This window comes from Neorhizobium petrolearium (assembly GCF_029854435.1).
GTDB lineage: Bacteria > Pseudomonadota > Alphaproteobacteria > Rhizobiales > Rhizobiaceae > Neorhizobium > Neorhizobium petrolearium.
In genome coordinates this window covers 355,825-372,536 of record NZ_CP123001.1, presented here as the reverse complement: position 1 = coordinate 372,536, position 16,712 = coordinate 355,825, and the positions used below count along the sequence as shown (strand labels likewise).

Here is a 16,712-nt window from a genome sequence, read left to right as displayed (position 1 = left end):
CCATGGGAGCCGTCTTCCTCCGCCTTATCGTCGGCATCGCGCTTACCCTGATCATGGGGCCGATCCTTGTCGTGCTGATCGTGTCGTTCAGCTCGGGCGATGCGCTTGTCTTTCCGCCACCCGGCTTCTCGCTGCGCTGGTTCGTCGAATTCTTCGGAATAGCCGAAATGCGCAACGCCTTCATGCTCAGCATCGTTCTGGCGCTCACCTCGGCCTGTGCTTCCGCCCTGCTCGGACTTCTGGGCGCCATCTATGTCTCTCGCAACCGGAACGGCCTTTCGACCTTCCTGCAGATGCTCATCATGGCGCCGCTGGTGTTTCCGGCGCTTATCCTCGGGCTTGCGCTGTTGCTGCTCTACAAAACGGTCAACATGAGCGTGTTGCCGGGCCTTTTCATCGCGCATGTGGTCGTCTGCCTGCCTTACGCCTTCCGAGCCGTGCTGACCTCGCTGCAAAGCTTCGACACAACACTGGAAGAAGCAGGCCAGAGTCTGGGCGCCGGGCCGGTGCGTTCATTCATGCTGATCACCCTACCGATCATCTGGCCAGGAGTTCTCTCTGGCTGGCTGTTCGCCTTCGTCGTCTCCTTCGGGGAACTGAACACCGCGCTGTTCCTGACGGGGCCGGGCATCGTGACACTGCCGATCGAAATATTCAGCTACCTGCAATTCCAGGGCAACCAACTCGTCGTCGCCGCGGCCTCGGCATTGCAAGTCCTCATCATCCTCTTCGTGCTTGTGCTGGCCGAACGGTTGGTCGGCGCCAAGCAACTCGTCCAGAGATAGGCAGTCGGATATGGCACCCTTTATCACACGCCCCGAACTCAGCGGCACTTTTGGCGCGGTCAGTTCCACCCATTGGCTGGGTACGTCCGTCGGCATGTCGGTGCTGGAGCGCGGCGGCAATGCGTTCGACGCGGCTGCCGCCTGCGGCTTTACCCTTCAGATCGTCGAACCGCATCTGAACGGGCCCGGCGGTGAAGTCCCGATCATCCTCAAGAGCGCGGGCGAGGACGAACCGGTCGTCATCTGCGGTCAGGGCGTGTCTCCAGCTCTGGCCAGCCTGGAGGCTTTCCGCTCGCTCGGCCTCGACATGGTGCCCGGCACGGGACTTCTGCCGGCCGTCGTTCCCGGCGCCTTCGATGCCTGGATGCTATTGCTGCGCGATTACGGCACTCTGCCGCTCGAAGATATCTTCTCCTATGCCATCGATTACGCGGAAAACGGCTTCCCGCTGCTGCCGCGGGCGATCGCGTCGATCATTCCGGTCGAGGATCTGTTCCGCAACGAATGGCCGACCTCGGCCGAGGTCTGGCTGCCGCATGACCGAGTACCGAAACCCGCCGCCCTGATGCGCACACCGGCCATCGCCGCGACATACCGGCGCATTCTCGACGAGGCAAGGGCAACGGGCGGTGATCGTATTGACCAAATCGAAGCCGCGAGAACGGCTTTTTATCGCGGCTTCGTCGCGGAAGCTATCGACCGCTTCTACCGGTCGGCGGAACTGTTCGACACGACGGGCCGCCGCAATGGTGGTCTGCTTCGCGGCGATGACCTTGCCCGCTGGTCGGCGACGAAGGAAAGGACCGTGTCCCGCGATTTTCATGGGTTGACGGTCCATAAGACCGGCCCGTGGGGACAAGGACCGGTCTTCTTGCAGCAGCTAGCACTGCTGTCGCAGCTCGACATCGGCAGTCTCGACCCATACGGCGCCGACTTCATCCACACGGTCGTCGAAAGCGCCAAACTCTGCTTTGCCGATCGCGAGGCGTTTTACGGCGATCCGAACAGTTCAGACATTCCGGTTCAAACCCTGCTTTCCGACGACTACGCCCGGGAGCGGGCCAAACTGGTTGGTTCCGAGGCTTCGCAGCGGCTGGCCGCCAGCCATCTTTCCGGGGCGGCGGAAAGGCTGGAGCGGATCGCAGCCCGCGCCGGCAGCGAGGTTCCGCAGGGGCCGGGCGGCGGCGAGGTCACGTTCGCCGCTGTGCCCGAGATCGAGGGCGACACCGTCCATCTCGATATCGTCGACCGTTTCGGCAACATGGTCTCGGCGACACCGAGCGGCGGCTGGCTGCAGAGCTCGCCCGTCGTGCCAGGGCTTGGCTTTCCGATCTCCACCCGAGCCCAGATGTTCTGGCTGGATGACGGCCTACCTTCGACGCTGCGGCCCGGAACCCGCCCCCGCACCACCCTCACCCCCACATTGGTGACCAGAGACGGAGAAGGTTTCCTTGCGATCGGGACACCGGGCGGCGACCAGCAGGATCAATGGTCGTTGACGGTATTCCTGCGGCATGTCCTGCACGGACACGGCCTGCAACGCGCGATCGACGCTCCCATGTTCCACAGCAAGCACTGGCCGGGATCCTTCTATCCACGCGAATACGAACTCGGCCGTCTTCTCATCGAAGACCGGTATGACGCGTCTGTTCTTGATACGCTGCGCGAGCGAGGCCACAAGCTCTCCGTCCAAGAGAGCTGGGCTCTCGGCCGCGTCTGTGCCGTCGAAAGACGAAACGGTCTGCTCTACGGCGCGGCGACGCCTCGCCACGCCCAGAGCTACGCGATCGTACGCTGACCGATCGTCCTATCGGGCACCGTCCCCATTCCATATCCTGCTTGTCCATGCGACCCTTCAGCGGATAGACATCGATGTTTCTGGAATGAAAATGTTGAGTCCTCTATCGAGACCGCGGGTCCAACGCGTCGCGCAGACCGTCGCCCAGAAGGTTGAACGACAGCACGGTCATGAAAATCGCCATGCCGGGCCAGAGCGCCATCCAGGGCGCATTGCTGAGGAAGCGTTGCGCCGAGTTCAGCATCGAACCCCAGGACGGGGCCGGCGGCTGGAGGCCGAGGCCTAGGAAGGACATACTGGCTTCTGCGATGATCGCGGATGCGATCGTCAGTGTCGCCTGCACCATCAACTGCGGCAGGATGTTCGGCAGGATGTGGCGCACTGCAATGCGCCATTGCGGATTGCCCACGGCGCTCGCAGCCTCGATATATTCCTCCGCCTTGATCGACAGAACCTGACCGCGGGTCAGGCGGATGAAGAGCGGCGTGGCGGTGATGCCGATTGCAAGCATGGCATTCGTCAGGCTCGGGCCGAGGAAGGCCGCGAAGGCGATCGCCAGGATCAGGAACGGGCAGGCGAGCATGGCGTCGGTAAAACGGCTGATGAAACCGTCAATGATGCCGCCGAGGAAACCGGCGGCAAGGCCGAGCGGAACGCCGATTGCCATCGCGATCGCAACCGAGGTAAGGCCGGCCATCAGCGAGGCGCGCGCGCCCCAGATGATGCGCGAAAGCATGTCGCGGCCGGCTTCGTCCGTGCCGAACCAATGCGCCATGGACGGGGCTTTGCGGACCAGTGTCCAGCTCTGGGCAGCCGGATCGTATGGGGCCAGCAACGGCGCGAAGACGGCGACGAACACCATGAGCAGCACGACCGCGAGGCCAAGAAGCGCGCTCTTTCGTTTCGACAGCCGCCGCCACAGGCGGCCGCGGAAGAAGTGCGTGACGGGGTTTCCCCTGGGAGTGGCAACAGATTTGGTTTCCGAGATCGTCAGCACGGTCAGCTTCTCAGTCTTGGGTTGACGAGGATGTATCCGATATCAGCCAGAAGGTTGAGGATGATGTAGAACAGCGAAGTCACGAGCACGACGCCCTGCACCACGGGATAGTCGCGGGTGAAGACCGCATCGACGATCAGCTTGCCGAAGCCGGGGATCGTAAAAATCTGTTCGGTCAGCACCGCACCGGAGAGCAGCGCGCCGAATTCCAGCGCGCCGAGCGTGATGATCGGCGTCAGCGCATTGCGCATCGCATGTTTGAACACGACGACCCATTCGCTGAGGCCCTTAGCGCGGGCGGTGCGGACGTAATCGCTTTCCAGCGCCTGCAGCATGGCACCACGGGTGTGGCGCATGATGACGCCAGCGATACCGGTGCCCAGCACGAAGGCCGGCATGATCGTTGTCGACAGGTTCATTTTCAGATCTTCCCAGGGGCTGACGAAGCCCGACGCCGGCAGCCAGCCGAGGTTTACCGAGAAGAACATGATGAGCATGATGCCGAGCCAGAAGTTTGGCAGCGAAATACCGGCGAGCGACACGACGTTGGTCGCATAGTCGACCGGCGTGTTCTGGCGAAGCGCCGAAATGACGCCGCCGGCAATGCCGAGTACGAGCGCCACGATGATGCCCATGACGGCAAGCTGCAGGGTAACCGGCAGCTTCAGCAGGATCAGTTCGAGGACCGGACGGTTGTGGCGCATGGATTCGCCAAGATCGCCGACGAATACGCCCTTTACCCAGTAGAGATATTGAACGATCAACGGCTGATCGAGATGGTACTGGGCGCGGATGGCGGCAAGCGTTGCCTCATCCGGATTCTCGCCGGCCAGCACCAGCGCCGGGTCGCCCGGCAGAAGATGCTGCAGCGAAAAGATGATCAGCGACAGCAAAACGACGGTCGGGATAAGCTGCAGAAGGCGGCGTGCGAGAAGCGATGACATGGTTTAGCCTCCTGTCACGGTCTGGGCCGGCCGCTTGGCCATGGCTTCAAACGCCGCGAACAGTTCTTCGAGCTTAGGATTGCGCGGCTCGCGGGCGACTTCAGCGGCATCCTGCGCCGGTAGTTCGCGCCAGAAGGCGCAGGCATTCGCATGGCCGTTCGGCTCCACGTCGAGCTTCATGCTGACGGTCTTGCATTCCGGCCGCACGTACGGACAGCGAGTATGCAGGCGGCAACCTTCCGGCGGCGAAAGCGGGCTCGGTAAGTCGCCACACAGGCGGGCGGCCTTTGCGCGCTGGTGACTCGGCGGAGCGGCGACTGGAATGGCCGACAGCAGAGCCCGCGTATAGGGATGGCGGGGCACCGCGAAGATTTCGTCGGCGGTGCCCATCTCGACGACATTGCCGAGATACATGACGGCGACACGGTCGGCGATGTGCTTCACGACGCCCAGATCGTGCGAGATGAAGACGAAGGCGAGGCCGAGGCGCTTCTGCAGGTCCTTCAGGAGGTTGAGCACCTGCGCCTGGATCGAGACGTCGAGAGCGGAAACCGCTTCGTCGCAGATGATCGCCTTCGGCTCGGAAGCAAGCGCTCGTGCAATGACCACACGCTGGCGCTGGCCACCGGAGAATTCGTGCGGATAACGGCTTGCCTGTTCCGGGCGAAGGCCGACCATTTCGAGGAGTTCGGCGACGCGCCAGGCGCGTTGGCCCGCTGGAACGATATTGTGCAGCATCAGCGGTTCGGCGATCGTTTGAGCGATCGTCATGCGCGGATTGAGCGACGCATAGGGGTCCTGGAAGATCAGCTGGACATGCCGCCGCTGTTTACGCATCGCCGCATGGCTGAGATTGGTGACATTCTGGCCATCGATGAAAACTTCACCGGCGCTCGGTCTAATCAGCCGCATCAGCAGGCGGCCGAGCGTGGACTTGCCGCAGCCGGATTCGCCGACGATCGCGAGCGTTTCGCCCGGCATCAGCCTCAGGGTGACATCTTCGACGGCGCCGACTGATGCCAGCGGGCGGCCGAACACGGTGCGCTTGACCACGAATTTCCGGCCGAGCCCGCGGGCTTCGATAATGGGAGTTGTGGTAGTCTGGGTCATGGGACGAGGTCCTGCATGGGCGCACGCCAGCAGCGGCTGAAATGACCGGCGGAGACTTCGATCAGTTCGGGCATTTCAGCGCATTTTTCGATGCGGAACGGACAGCGCGACTGGAAGCGACAGCCTGACGGCGGATTGGCCATGTCCGGCACCGTGCCGGTTATGGCGACGAGTTGTTCGCGCTTCTCATCGAGACGCGGCAGCGAGCCGAGCAGACCGACTGTGTAAGGGTGCTGCGGGAAGGTAAACAGTTCCTCGACGGAACACTGTTCAACCACTTGGCCCGCATACATGACGATCACGTCGTCGCAGGATTCTGCGACCACGCCGAGATCGTGGGTGATGAGGATGATGGCCGTGCCGGTCTCCTGCTGCAGTTCGCGCATCAGTTCCAGCACCTGCGCCTGGATCGTCACATCCAGCGCGGTGGTCGGTTCGTCGGCGATCAGCAGTTCCGGATCGCAGGCAAGCGCCATGGCGATCATCACGCGCTGGCGCATGCCGCCGGAAAGATTGTGCGGATATTGGTGGTAACGGGTCTCGGGCGAGGGGATGCGCACCAACTTCAGCATGGCGATGGCGCGTTCGGTCGCTTCCTTCTTCGACATCTGCCGGTGCCGCAGAATGACTTCGTTGATCTGTTCACCAACCGTATAGGACGGATTGAGCGAGGTCATCGGCTCCTGGAAGATCATCGCCAGCCGGTTGCCGCGAAGGCTGCGCATGCCGCTCTTCGTTTCCTCGAGCAATTGCCGTCCGTCGAAATTGACGCTGCCGGAAATGCGGGCACTGTGTTCGGGCAGAAGCCGCATGATGGCAAGCGAGGTAACGCTCTTACCGCTACCCGACTCACCGACGATCGCGAGGGTGCGGCCCTTCCCGACCGAAAAGCTGACTCCGTCCACGGCGGTGACCGTACGCATATCGCCCTCAAAGACGACGCGCAGGTTATTGACGTCCAGCACCGACGCACGTGCGTCGTCAGCCCGAACAGATCGGGCTGACTGGTTTTCAAGTGTATGTTGAGACGTGCTCATCGAAGCTTTTGTGTCAGCTTGGGTATTATTTACGGCTGACGCCAGCCAGACGGATGATGCCATCCGGAGCGGGCTTCATGCCAACGATGTTGGAGTTGTGGGCGAAGATCCACTGCGAGTGGTACAGGTAGACGATCGGCAGGTCCTTTTGGAGGATTGCGACGGCCTTGCTGTATTCGGCCTTGCGAGCTTCCACGTCGCCGATCGAACGAGCCTTTTCGAGCGTCGCGTCGAGTTCCTTGTTGCAGTAATGCGCATCGTTGGTCGGCGCACCGCAGGAGAGCATCGGAGTGATGTTCAGGTCAGGGTCGACACGACCGCTCCAGCCGACGAGGTGGGACTGAAACTTGCCCTGGCGGGCGATGTCGAGCAGCGTCATCAGCTCGGTCGGCTTGATCGAAACATTGATGCCGATTTCCTGGACCATGGCCTGGATCAGAGTCGCGACCTGCTGGCGCTCGGCGTCGGTCGGCACGAGGAGTTCGAGATCGACGGACTTCACGCCGGCTTCCGCCATCTTCCTCTTGGCGGCTTCGATGTCACGGGCCGGAACCGGGAACTTCTTGTCGTAGAAGGGACTCGACGGGGGGAACGGCTGGTTGCCGATCGATGCCTGGGCGTCGAAGACGACATTGCTGATCGCTTCGCGGTCGATTGCGAGGCTGAAGGCTTCGCGGATTGCGGCCTTCTTGCCGGCGTCGAGGTTTGCGCCTTCGCCGCCGATGCTGAAGGTGATGCCATAGTAGCCGAGGCCGACGACCGGATCGACGGCCAGCGCCTTGTCCTTCTTGACGGCTTCGACGTCCGTTGCCGCGAGACGCTCGATCAGGTCAAGCTGGCCGGAACGCAGGTTCAGCAGACGGACGTTGGAATCCGGCATGCCGCGATAGATCAGGCGGTCGAAGCTGTACTTCTTGGCGTCATAATATTGCGGGAACTTTTCAAGGACGATGCGGTCCTGAACGACGCGCTCGACGAACTTGTACGGGCCGGAGCAGACCGGAGCATCGGTGAACTTCTCGCCGAGCTTTTCACCTGCCGTCGGGCTGATGATCATGCCGGCGCGGTCGCTGAGGGCCGCGAGCAGCGGAACGGACGGCGACTTCAGATTGATCTGAACCGTGGTCGGGTCTACGACGTCAACCGTGTTGATCGCGCTGATTTCCGGCTTGCGGCGAGAGAATTTTGCGTTGAGGGCCCGCTCGAGATTGTACTTGATCGCAGCGGCATCGACCTTGGTGCCGTCATGGAAAACGGCGTCGTCACGAAGCTTCAGGGTCAGCGTCTTGCTGTCGGCGCTCCATTCCCAGCTTACGGCAAGCATCGGGATGATCTTGCCGTTTTCGTCGATATCGACGATCTTATCGCAAAGCGACTGAAGAACGTGGCGACCGACGAAGCTCCAGTTGGTCGATGGATCCAGCGTATCCGGATCGTCCTGCAGGCCGATCTTCAGAACGGATTGGGCAGCGGCAGGTGCCGTGGCGGAGGCCAGGCCGCCAAGCGCCAGGCCGGCTACCAGTGCGAGGTAAAGTGGTTTCATCGAATTCCCTCTCTTGTTTAGAACTCTTTGTTTCGGCCTAGCGTGCGACCGCGTAACCCTGGACGCCGCGCGGGTTGGAACCAGCCTTGATCAGCTGAACGTCGCCATCCATTTCCCGTGCGACGGCTGCAAGACGGCCCTCGGACCAGGCATCGGCAACGGTAATCCTGTGACCACGGGCCGCGAGATCTTCGCGCACTGCCTCCAGGAAGCGGGATTCCAGCGTGACCGCGCCATGGCTGATCTCACGCGGCCAGAACGAAGATGGCAGGTGGTCGGTGTGGAAGGACGGCGCGTCGATCGCCTCCTGCAGGTTCATGCCGTGATGGATATGGTACATCAGCATAATGAGCTGCCACTGGTCCTGCTGGTCGCCGCCCGGCGTACCGAAGGCCATGTAGGGCTGGCCATCGCGGAAGACGGTGGACGGGGTTAGCGTTGTGCGCGGACGCTTCGACGGCATGAGTGACGAATTTAGACCTTCTTCGAGCCAGAACATCTGGCCGCGGGTGGTGAGGCTGAAGCCGAGGCCCGGGATGACCGGGCTCGACTGGAACCATCCACCGGAAGGCGTTGCTGAAACCATATTCCCCCAGCGGTCGACGGCGCTGACCTGCACCGTATCGCCGCGCTGTGCGCCCTCTAATGTGAGCGCCGGTTCGCCATACCTGTCGTTCGGCAGCTTGGGTTCACGGGCGACTGTCGGCTCTCCGCCGCCAAGGCCGGGTTGATGAATCGTGCCGACTGTGCGCAGCGGCGGCATATTGGGATTGCGGCCGTCCGGCGTACCGGGGCGCACTTCCATCGAGGCCGTGTTGGTGATCAGAGCCCGGCGGGTATCGGCATAGTCGGAAGACAAGAGCGCCCCCATCGGCACGTCGGTACTGTCGCCATACCAGGAATCGCGGTCAGCCATCGCAAGCTTGGTGGTCTCGACGACGAGATGCACGAAATCGGCACTCATCGGGTCGAGATCGGCGATATCCGTGCCCTTGAGGATGTTCAGCATCTGCAGAAGAACCGGGCCCTGCGACCACGGCCCGCACTTGAAGACCTCGCAATCGCCATAGGTGGTGGAAACCGGCTTTTCGATCAGCGGCTTGTAATCGGCCATGTCCTGGGCTGTGATCAGACCCTTGTGGCGACGGCCGGACACATCCCAGACTTCTTCCGTTGCGCAGAATTCCTCAATCCGTTCGGCGACCGGGCCGCGATACCAGAAATCAAGCGCAGCATCGATCCGCGCTTCGCGAGTCTTGGCCGATTTCGTCTGGTCGATGATCTTCTGGTAGAGGTCTGCAATCAGTGGATTGCGGAAAAGCTTGCCGGATTGCGGCGCCACACCGCCAGGCAGGTAAACTTCCGCCGAGCTCGGCCAATGCGTTTCGAACAGCTGGCGCATGGAGGCGATCGTGTTGGCAATACGCGGCACCAGCGGATGGCCGGTCCGTGCATAATAGATCGCCGGGGCCAGGACGTCTTCCAGTTCAGCCGTGCCGTAGTCGCGCAACAGGGTCAGCCATGCGCCGAATGCGCCCGGTACGCAGGCCGCAAGCAGCCCGGTTCCCGGAATAATATCGAGGCCAAGTTCCTTGAAGTACTTCATCGTGGCCTTGGACGGGGAAGGCCCCTGACCGGAAATCACAGTCGGGGCCGTTGCGCCGGCAGGTGTGACAATGATCGGCACTTCGCCCGCAGGGCCGTTGAGATGGGGTTCGACAACCTGAAGGACAAAGCCGGTCGCAACCGCGGCGTCAAAGGCCGTATGGCCTTTTTCCAGCATGGACATGCCGACTGTTGAGGCGAGCCAGTGGGTCGATGACACTGCTCCGAACGTGCCCCTGAGTTCCGGTCGTGTTGTGAAGGTCATGGCAATTCCCCGGCCAGCCGCGTGCGTCCCATCTTTCAGCCTCTTCGCAGAGGTTACCGGCGGGACCGCATGTTGGTGCTAGATTATATACAAATCTAAATGTTAAGTGCCGCATCGCATGCGACAGCCCCTCTCTGTGGACATACTGTATATTTGTTCCCGACATTGCAAGGGGATTGTGTAATATCTTGCCGATTGGGCGATCAAAACGATACAAGCAGACAGCCCGAAATGGGCAAAGGGGGATGCCTGATGCTGGAAACTCCGGCTAACGCCAAGAAAAGTCGAAGTGATTTCGTTGCAGAACAGTTGGAGGAAGCTGTGATCAATGGCGACATCCCGGCGGGTTCACGTCTCGATGAAACATCGATCGCGGCGCAGTTCGGCGTTTCGCGGACGCCGGTTCGCGAGGCATTGCACATTCTTTGCGGCCGCGGTCTTGCCGAACGTGAGCCTTACAAGGGCGTCGTCGTCATCCAGATTTCGGCGCAGCGTATCGACGAGATGTTCGAAGCGATGGCGGAACTTGAGGCAACTTGTGGCCGGCTTTCCTCACACCGGATGACGATGAGCGAGCGAGCGGAGCTCGAAAGCATGCATCGGGACATGAATGCGTTGGCCGACGAGGGCGATCACGAAGCCTATAACGAGATCAACACACGGTTTCACAGCCTGCTCTTCCAGGGCAGCCACAACAGCGATCTCATCTCGGCCGCGCAGACCCTGAGGCTGAAGCTTGCACCTTTCCGCAAATATCAGCTGAAGGACAAAGGTCGCCTGAAGCGTTCCTGCCGCGAGCATCAGCAGATCGTTGACGCCATTCTCGATCAGGACCCGAAAGCCGCAGAAAACGCGTTGCGCCGCCACCTCGTTTCCGCGGCCCAGGAAGTCCTTCTCAAGCGCCAGCGACAGGAAGACGAAGCCGCCGCCAAAAGTCACCTTTGAAGAAAGCATATCGATGTCCGATACGATCGAAAAAGACGCCATTCGCAATGTCATCGCAGAGATGCAGGCCGCCTGGAACCGCGGGGATTTCCACGGATACATGGCTGGGTTCGCAAATCCTGACGTGATCTTCGTCTCGCGAGGCAAGATCCAGAAGGACTGGCAGGCAACGCTGGACCACTATATCGACGATTATGGCGGGTCCCCCGGCTCACAGGGCGAGCTTGCCTTCTCCAATATCCGGATCGAAATGCTGGCACCGGATGCAGCGCAACTGATCAGCGATTACAAGCTGGTACGCGCCGTCGGAAACCAGTCCGGCGTGAACACCCGCCTAGAGCGGGATGATTTTAGATCCGTTCATATCCGGCCTCGTTGAAATAGTTCTGGCATTCTTTTGGAGAAACGGTTTGGAGGATGGTTGCGAGCGCGTCATGGATGGCGTTGCGGCTTCTGGCCTGCGCCTCGCGTAGCCGGTGTTTGATCTTGGCGAAGAGCTTTTCGATCGGATTGAGATCGGGGGAGTATTGCGGCAGGAAGAACAGCCGCGCGCCGGCCTTGCGGATGGCGGTGCGGATCGCCGCGGCCTTGTGCGAGCCGAGATTGTCCATCACGACGATGTCGCCGGGCGTGAGCTCCGGCACCAGCACCTTTTCGACATAGACGAGGAAGCTCGTCGCGTTGATCGGCCGGTCGATGACCCAGGGCGCGCTGACGCGATCAACGCGCAGGGCGGCAATGAACGTCATGGTGTTCCAGTGGCCGAAGGGAGCCTGGCCGAACAGCCGTTCGCCGCGCGGCGCCCAGCCTCGCAGCGGCGCCATGTTCGTCTTCGTCCAGGTCTCGTCGATGAAGACGAGGCGGGCCGGATCGATGCGATGGCGATGCTTCAGCCAGCGGCTGCGTCGGGCGGCGACATCGGGCCGGTCGCGCTCGCTGGCGACCAACGTCTTTTTTTATAACTCAGCCCTTCCTCATGCACGCAGATCCAGACGGAGCGGTAGTCGACCTTCAGGCCCCGCTCCGCCAATTCCGCGACCAGCCCGCGCAAGGTGAATGCCTGCGCGCGGCAGCGCTCGATTAGCCAGGCCCGATGCTCACCGGCGATCGCTCGCGGCTTGTGCCCGCCCATCTGGCCGGCGGCGGCGCTGCCCGTCTCACGGAAGCGCCGTACCCAATCGATCGCCGTGCTGATGCCGATGCCGAAGCGCTTCGCCGCCGCCCGACAGGACACCCCATCGCGCGTCACTGCACCAACAACACGGTCCCTAAGGTCATCCGAAAAGGGTCTCGCCATCCTGGCCGGCCTCCTGCACCGGCCTGAATAGTGAATCTGATTTGCTCACAAAAGGGAATCCCCATGCCGATTCCGCCTAAATTCATCCCGCTCTAATGCGCAAGCGCGACGGCAAATGGATTATCGCACTTAACCACGTCTCAAACACTGAACGGTAGGGTGCGCCTTCCAGATGAATAGCAATGCGCCAAACCAAGATGTTCTACTTTTATTGCCGCTTCTGGTCCTGGATTGTCTGCCAGAAACGTAGAGACGAGTTCGCTCAATGGCTTTGCACAACATCGCTGTTGCCAGAACATAGTAAGGTCTTGAAAGGATTCGAACCTGTGACCCACAATGTGATTGACATCAAACCGCTGAATATATGGTAAGCGGTCAGCCGATGGCGTGGGACTTGAAGTTCCAGGGCATGAGCGCCTCGATTTCAGATACGGGCCAGCCTTGAGCGATGCGGTTCAAGGTCTGGGAGAGCCAGTCAAGCGGATCGACGTTGTTCATCTTGGCTGTCTGCAAGAGGGTGGCGACCGTCGCCCAAGTGCGTCCACCACCCTCGCTGCCGGCGAATAGACTGTTCTTTCTCGTAATTGTTTGGGGCCTGATCGCGCGCTCGACGATATTGGAGTCAATTTCGATCCGGCCGTCCGTCAGGAAGCGCTCCAGTGCTTCGCGCCGGGTGAGCGCGTAGCGGATCGCTTCGGCGGTCTTGGACTTGCCAGAGACCTTGCCCAGTTCCTTTTCCCAAAGATCAAAGAGGCCGGAGACGATGGTTACAGATTTTTCCTGACGCAGCATGGAACGGCTGTCGGCATCCCGACCGCGGACCTCATCCTCAATGCGCCACAGCTCGATCATCGCGATGATCGTGTCCGTTGCAGCCTTTGAGACACCACTGATGTGGAGGTCGTAAAACTTGCGGCGTAGATGCGCCCAGCACCCTGCGAGCCGGATCGTTTCATTGCTGCCGGCCTTGGCACGCGTCTTGGCGAGATTGGTATAGGCCGAGTAGCCGTCTACCTGCAGGATGCCGCCAAATCCGGCGAGATGACGCGCCACGCAATCAGCGCCCCTGCTGTCCTCAAACCGATAGGCCACCATCGGCGGGCTGGTTCCGCCATAGGGTCTATCATCGCGAGCATAAGCCCAAAGCCAGGCCTTCGTCGTTTTCCCCGAACCGGGCGCAAGAGTGGGCAAGGTCGTTTCGTCGGCGAAGACCCTTTCGCCCTCCTTGACGCGCTCAAGGATGTAGTCGGCGCATATCTGCAGTTCGAAGCCCAGATGCCCCATCCATTGGGCCATCAGTGATCGGCTGATCTCGACACCGTCGCGTAGATAGATTGCCTCCTGCCGGTAGAGCGGAAGGCCGTCGGCGTATTTGGAGACGGCGATATAGGCGAGCAGCCGCTCCGTCGGCAGGCCACTTTCGATGATGTGTGCCGGTGCCAAAGCCTGGAGCACGCCATCGTTGCCCCGGAAGGCATATTTGGGGCGACGCGTCACGATGACCCGGAACTTCGGCGGCACGACATCCAGTCGTTCCGAGCGATCCTCACCGATCAGGACCTTTTCCAGCCCCTCGCAGCCGGCCGGGATCTCCGGCTCGATCACTTCCTCGATGCGTTCGAGATGAGCGGCAAAACCCTTGCGCGGACGTGGTGCTCGTTTCGGCTTGTCTTTGGCCGCATGATCAAGCTCGCTCTGGATTGCCGAAAGGCCGGTCTCGACTTCCTCGAAGGCAAAGGACACCTGTTCGTCGTTGACGCCAAGCCGCAATCGCTCGGAACGGGTGCCATGTTGGGTGCGCTGCAGAACCTTCAGGATCGATGTGAGGTTGGCAATCCGCTCGTTGGCACTCTTCTCCACCGCCTCCAGCCGCGCGATCTCAGCTTCAGCGGCCTTCAGCCGGACTTCTTTCGCAGCCTGCTCGCGCGCCAGCGCGAGAACCATCGCTTTCAGCGCGTCAACGTCGTCCGGCAGGTCGTGAGGGGGCAAATCCATGGGAAGGATTAGAGCACAAAAACAGCCGTTTTCCCAACCATTACAGCGGCATGATTCATCTTGCCGCAGGCGCGGTCAGCCCGTCAACAAGGGTCGCCTGACCTTGTTCGGGCGGATCTTTTTCCAATCCATTCCGGCCAGCAACGCCATCAGCTGAGAATGGTCCAGACGTATCCGTGCCGCCGATATGCCCGGCCAGCAGAAGCCTTGATCTTCCAAGGTTTTCGAATAGAGGCAGACACCGCTGCCATCCCACCAGACAATACGAATACGATCGGCTCGTTTCGACCGGAAGACGTAAAGCGCGCCATTGAAGGGATCGAGACCGCCATCCCGCACCAGCGCCATCAACGACGCGGCCCCCTTGCGGAAGTCGACCGGCTGGCACGACACATAAACCACCACACCGGAGGCGATCATGCCTTGCGAGCCGCCCGTAGAACCCTCACCAGATGATCAGGGTCAAAATCGCCGCCGACGCGCACCACCATATCTGCAACAACAATATCCACCGAGCCGCTGCTTACCGTTTCAACGCGCGCGAACTTGATCTGCTTGCCCGTTCCCTCCGTCAGGGGCGCAACAACTCCCGATGCCAGTGCCTTGCGACGCCACTCATAAAGCTGCGAGGGATCCAAGCCTTCAGACCGGGCAACCGCCGAGACATTCGCCCCAGGCTGCAGCGTCGCGGCGACGATCCGCGCCTTTTCGTCATCCGACCAGGCACGCGGCTTGCGTCGTCTTCGCACGGGCTCCGCGGTCAAAATCTCAAAGGTTCGAGGGTGATTCACACTGTCGCTCATAGAATTCTCCGCATGACTCATGCAGAAAATCGCCGATCAGCAGTACGAAAGATACGTGGGGTGGTCTACGCGCTTACAATATATGGATAATCTCCGCATGTGAGATAGGATCTGACTATTGGAGCAGATTGAAACTCTCGCTCGCCAGTTCCGTGACGCGATCGAACGGTTCATGGTCAACCAGCCTCCCACCATTATGCAAAACTTTCCGCCTGCCGCTCGAAACGACAGCAGGCCAGATTTTGCTACCCAATGCCGGAACTTATGCTCCCTGAAGTTTCGAAAAAAATTGAATCTCAGCTAGCGCAATCCGGTCCGCCATTGAGAAAAAAAGGAGTTGAGTGCGGTCATTCAGCGTAAGCACTGATTTGACTTCGGTTACGTCATCACAGCGCGCTTCTGAAAAGGCGATGCCCTCTCGCTCCAACTTTTCCTTCACCAAATCAAGATCGGCTCCAGGGAGATAACCGGATAGATCAACTTCTGTTCTCTTTGCGATTTCAATTTTATGATGTTTTGGAGCGGGTTCTCCTCCAGAGGCTTCCCACAATTGCAAACCAATTCGGCGCACTTCGACTCGATTTTCCACTGCCCAAATAGCTATTTGAAAGTCACCATATCCCAACAAGGCACTAAAAGGGTCGGAACCACCAAAGTCCCACCATTCCGGCGGGCCGAGCTCCTTACCCAATATTGACAGGGACATGTCAGGCCTAATGGGGCAATCGTTTCTATTTTTCAGTAGTTTTCCAATATCGATAGTTCTCATTTACGAGGACCCTTATCATCCTGACTGTTTTTGTCGTCAGAGGAATCACTGTCACTTTTTTTATCAGTGCTGTTTTGGGAGAGCTTGCTCTCAATCACATCGGACAATTCCTGCAGTTCCCTTTTTCTATCTGCATATCCTTTGCTGCCCTTCAGGTGATCTTGTGCCGCGTTCACTTGATCATGAAGCTTTTCCAAGCCTTTTGTTGAACCTAAGGTAGGCTGGAGTGAGCCTATGGCTTCATCAAACGCCTTACCTGGAACAGCGCCTCCTACTGGTTCAAACTCGAAATCTCCCTTTGCGCCTGGGCGTATCCCAACCTCATGCTGGCGACCCTTGGAATCAACCCCTTTCCAATGCGCTCCTTTATCACCCCAGTCATTCAGCGATCCGGGGCCGGTATAAATGCCGTCTTTGCCAGCCATATTGGATGCGGTGCCAGCCAACGGCGAAAAATTGACCTTGCCGTCATCGGCGAGGTCGATACCTCCCCATATACCTAGTCCGACCGCGACACCCACCAGGGCTTGGCAACCTCCCGATGCACAGGCGATACCTAGACCGATTGCGATATCGTCTAGCAAAACGATGTGACCGTTCGGATCGCTTTTGTTGATTGGGTCATTCAGCGAATACGAATATCGATTGGTGCCGACGCCCGGCGCCGCCGGGTCCATGGTATCGGGCGAGATAAACCGCGCGTTCGCGGCCGATCCGAACGAGACGGACACCATGCTGCATACAAGCAACAGACTTAAAAACCGGGCCAAGAGCCCACCGGAAAAGAATTTCATGAACAAGCCCCCGATTACGTTCGTT

At 60.2% G+C, this 16,712-nt stretch carries 16 protein-coding genes; 4 read left to right on the top strand and 12 right to left on the bottom strand.

Annotation, left to right across the window (positions count from 1 at the left end):
- Positions 1-2: 2 nt before the first annotated feature.
- Positions 3-785, top strand: a complete 783-nt coding sequence (locus QEO92_RS28620; RefSeq protein WP_210054771.1) for an ABC transporter permease — start codon at positions 3-5, stop codon at positions 783-785.
- Between the two features lie 10 nt (positions 786-795).
- Positions 796-2,583 (top strand): gamma-glutamyltransferase family protein, encoded by a 1,788-nt coding sequence (locus QEO92_RS28615; protein WP_227705550.1) that lies wholly within the window; start codon positions 796-798, stop codon positions 2,581-2,583.
- 103 nt (positions 2,584-2,686) lie between these two features.
- Here the strand turns inward: QEO92_RS28615 and QEO92_RS28610 are convergent, their stop codons facing one another.
- From QEO92_RS28610 to QEO92_RS28585, 6 genes are all read right to left on the bottom strand, one after another.
- Positions 2,687-3,505 (bottom strand): ABC transporter permease, encoded by an 819-nt coding sequence (locus tag QEO92_RS28610; protein WP_037146433.1) that lies wholly within the window; start codon positions 3,503-3,505, stop codon positions 2,687-2,689.
- Between the two features lie 77 nt (positions 3,506-3,582).
- Positions 3,583-4,524, bottom strand: coding sequence for an ABC transporter permease (locus QEO92_RS28605; RefSeq protein WP_037146321.1), 942 nt, complete (start codon positions 4,522-4,524; stop codon positions 3,583-3,585).
- Positions 4,525-4,527: 3 nt separating this feature from the next.
- Positions 4,528-5,634 carry an ABC transporter ATP-binding protein gene (locus QEO92_RS28600; protein WP_227705549.1) on the bottom strand — a complete coding sequence of 369 codons (1,107 nt, stop codon included), beginning with the start codon at positions 5,632-5,634 and terminating at the stop codon, positions 4,528-4,530.
- The gene (locus QEO92_RS28595; protein WP_052182637.1) at positions 5,631-6,557 is read right to left on the bottom strand and encodes an ABC transporter ATP-binding protein; all 927 of its coding nucleotides are present in this window, start codon (positions 6,555-6,557) and stop codon (positions 5,631-5,633) included. Before QEO92_RS28595 ends, QEO92_RS28600 begins: the two co-directional genes overlap by 4 nt.
- Positions 6,558-6,696: 139 nt before the next feature.
- A complete protein-coding gene (locus QEO92_RS28590) occupies positions 6,697-8,214 on the bottom strand; it encodes an ABC transporter substrate-binding protein (RefSeq protein ID WP_227705548.1) in 1,518 nt (505 codons plus the stop codon).
- Between the two features lie 37 nt (positions 8,215-8,251).
- Positions 8,252-10,084 (bottom strand): gamma-glutamyltransferase family protein, encoded by a 1,833-nt coding sequence (locus QEO92_RS28585; RefSeq protein WP_227705547.1) that lies wholly within the window; start codon positions 10,082-10,084, stop codon positions 8,252-8,254.
- 252 nt (positions 10,085-10,336) lie between these two features.
- Between QEO92_RS28585 and QEO92_RS28580 the strand changes: the two genes are divergently transcribed.
- Complete coding sequence (locus QEO92_RS28580) at positions 10,337-11,029, top strand: GntR family transcriptional regulator (protein WP_227705546.1); 693 nt, start codon at positions 10,337-10,339, stop codon at positions 11,027-11,029.
- A 13-nt stretch (positions 11,030-11,042) separates the two neighbouring features.
- Positions 11,043-11,408 (top strand): DUF4440 domain-containing protein, encoded by a 366-nt coding sequence (locus QEO92_RS28575; protein WP_227705545.1) that lies wholly within the window; start codon positions 11,043-11,045, stop codon positions 11,406-11,408.
- On the opposite strand, the gene QEO92_RS28570 is transcribed toward QEO92_RS28575, so the two are convergent.
- From QEO92_RS28570 to QEO92_RS28545, 6 genes are all read right to left on the bottom strand, one after another.
- Positions 11,380-12,326, bottom strand: a protein-coding gene (locus QEO92_RS28570; RefSeq protein ID WP_407721030.1) for an IS630 family transposase whose coding sequence is annotated in 2 segments (ribosomal slippage) — positions 11,380-11,985 and positions 11,988-12,326 — 945 coding nt in all. Because the reading frame shifts where the segments join, the coding sequence is not laid out codon by codon here. The genes QEO92_RS28575 and QEO92_RS28570 overlap by 29 nt on opposite strands.
- A gap of 375 nt (positions 12,327-12,701) precedes the next feature.
- Positions 12,702-14,321, bottom strand: coding sequence for an IS66 family transposase (gene tnpC, locus QEO92_RS28565; protein WP_227703531.1), 1,620 nt, complete (start codon positions 14,319-14,321; stop codon positions 12,702-12,704).
- 75 nt (positions 14,322-14,396) lie between these two features.
- On the bottom strand, positions 14,397-14,741 hold the full coding sequence (tnpB, locus tag QEO92_RS28560; protein ID WP_227704663.1) for an IS66 family insertion sequence element accessory protein TnpB: 345 nt from the start codon (positions 14,739-14,741) through the stop codon (positions 14,397-14,399).
- Complete coding sequence (locus QEO92_RS33285; RefSeq protein ID WP_407721842.1) at positions 14,738-15,124, bottom strand: transposase; 387 nt, start codon at positions 15,122-15,124, stop codon at positions 14,738-14,740. The genes tnpB and QEO92_RS33285 overlap by 4 nt, the downstream gene beginning before the upstream one ends.
- Before the next feature lie 262 nt (positions 15,125-15,386).
- Positions 15,387-15,893 carry a hypothetical protein gene (locus tag QEO92_RS28550; RefSeq protein WP_227705544.1) on the bottom strand — a complete coding sequence of 169 codons (507 nt, stop codon included), beginning with the start codon at positions 15,891-15,893 and terminating at the stop codon, positions 15,387-15,389.
- The gene (locus QEO92_RS28545) at positions 15,890-16,687 is read right to left on the bottom strand and encodes an RHS repeat protein (protein ID WP_227705543.1); all 798 of its coding nucleotides are present in this window, start codon (positions 16,685-16,687) and stop codon (positions 15,890-15,892) included. The genes QEO92_RS28550 and QEO92_RS28545 overlap by 4 nt, the downstream gene beginning before the upstream one ends.
- Between the last annotated feature and the right edge of the window lie 25 nt (positions 16,688-16,712).

Bases quoted from the DNA above. Each gene is read 5' to 3' on its own strand.
- QEO92_RS28620 (WP_210054771.1), top strand. From the start codon at position 3: ATGGGAGCCGTCTTCCTCCGCCTTATCGTCGGCATCGCGCTTACCCTG.
- QEO92_RS28615 (WP_227705550.1), top strand. From the start codon at position 796: ATGGCACCCTTTATCACACGCCCCGAACTCAGCGGCACTTTTGGCGCG.
- QEO92_RS28605 (WP_037146321.1), bottom strand. From the start codon at position 4,524: ATGTCATCGCTTCTCGCACGCCGCCTTCTGCAGCTTATCCCGACCGTC.
- QEO92_RS28600 (WP_227705549.1), bottom strand. From the start codon at position 5,634: ATGACCCAGACTACCACAACTCCCATTATCGAAGCCCGCGGGCTCGGC.
- QEO92_RS28595 (WP_052182637.1), bottom strand. From the start codon at position 6,557: ATGCGTACGGTCACCGCCGTGGACGGAGTCAGCTTTTCGGTCGGGAAG.
- QEO92_RS28590 (WP_227705548.1), bottom strand. From the start codon at position 8,214: ATGAAACCACTTTACCTCGCACTGGTAGCCGGCCTGGCGCTTGGCGGC.
- QEO92_RS28585 (WP_227705547.1), bottom strand. From the start codon at position 10,084: ATGACCTTCACAACACGACCGGAACTCAGGGGCACGTTCGGAGCAGTG.
- QEO92_RS28580 (WP_227705546.1), top strand. From the start codon at position 10,337: ATGCTGGAAACTCCGGCTAACGCCAAGAAAAGTCGAAGTGATTTCGTT.
- QEO92_RS28575 (WP_227705545.1), top strand. From the start codon at position 11,043: ATGTCCGATACGATCGAAAAAGACGCCATTCGCAATGTCATCGCAGAG.
- tnpC (WP_227703531.1), bottom strand. From the start codon at position 14,321: ATGGATTTGCCCCCTCACGACCTGCCGGACGACGTTGACGCGCTGAAA.
- tnpB (WP_227704663.1), bottom strand. From the start codon at position 14,741: ATGATCGCCTCCGGTGTGGTGGTTTATGTGTCGTGCCAGCCGGTCGAC.
- QEO92_RS33285 (WP_407721842.1), bottom strand. From the start codon at position 15,124: ATGAGCGACAGTGTGAATCACCCTCGAACCTTTGAGATTTTGACCGCG.
- QEO92_RS28550 (WP_227705544.1), bottom strand. From the start codon at position 15,893: ATGAGAACTATCGATATTGGAAAACTACTGAAAAATAGAAACGATTGC.
- QEO92_RS28545 (WP_227705543.1), bottom strand. From the start codon at position 16,687: ATGAAATTCTTTTCCGGTGGGCTCTTGGCCCGGTTTTTAAGTCTGTTG.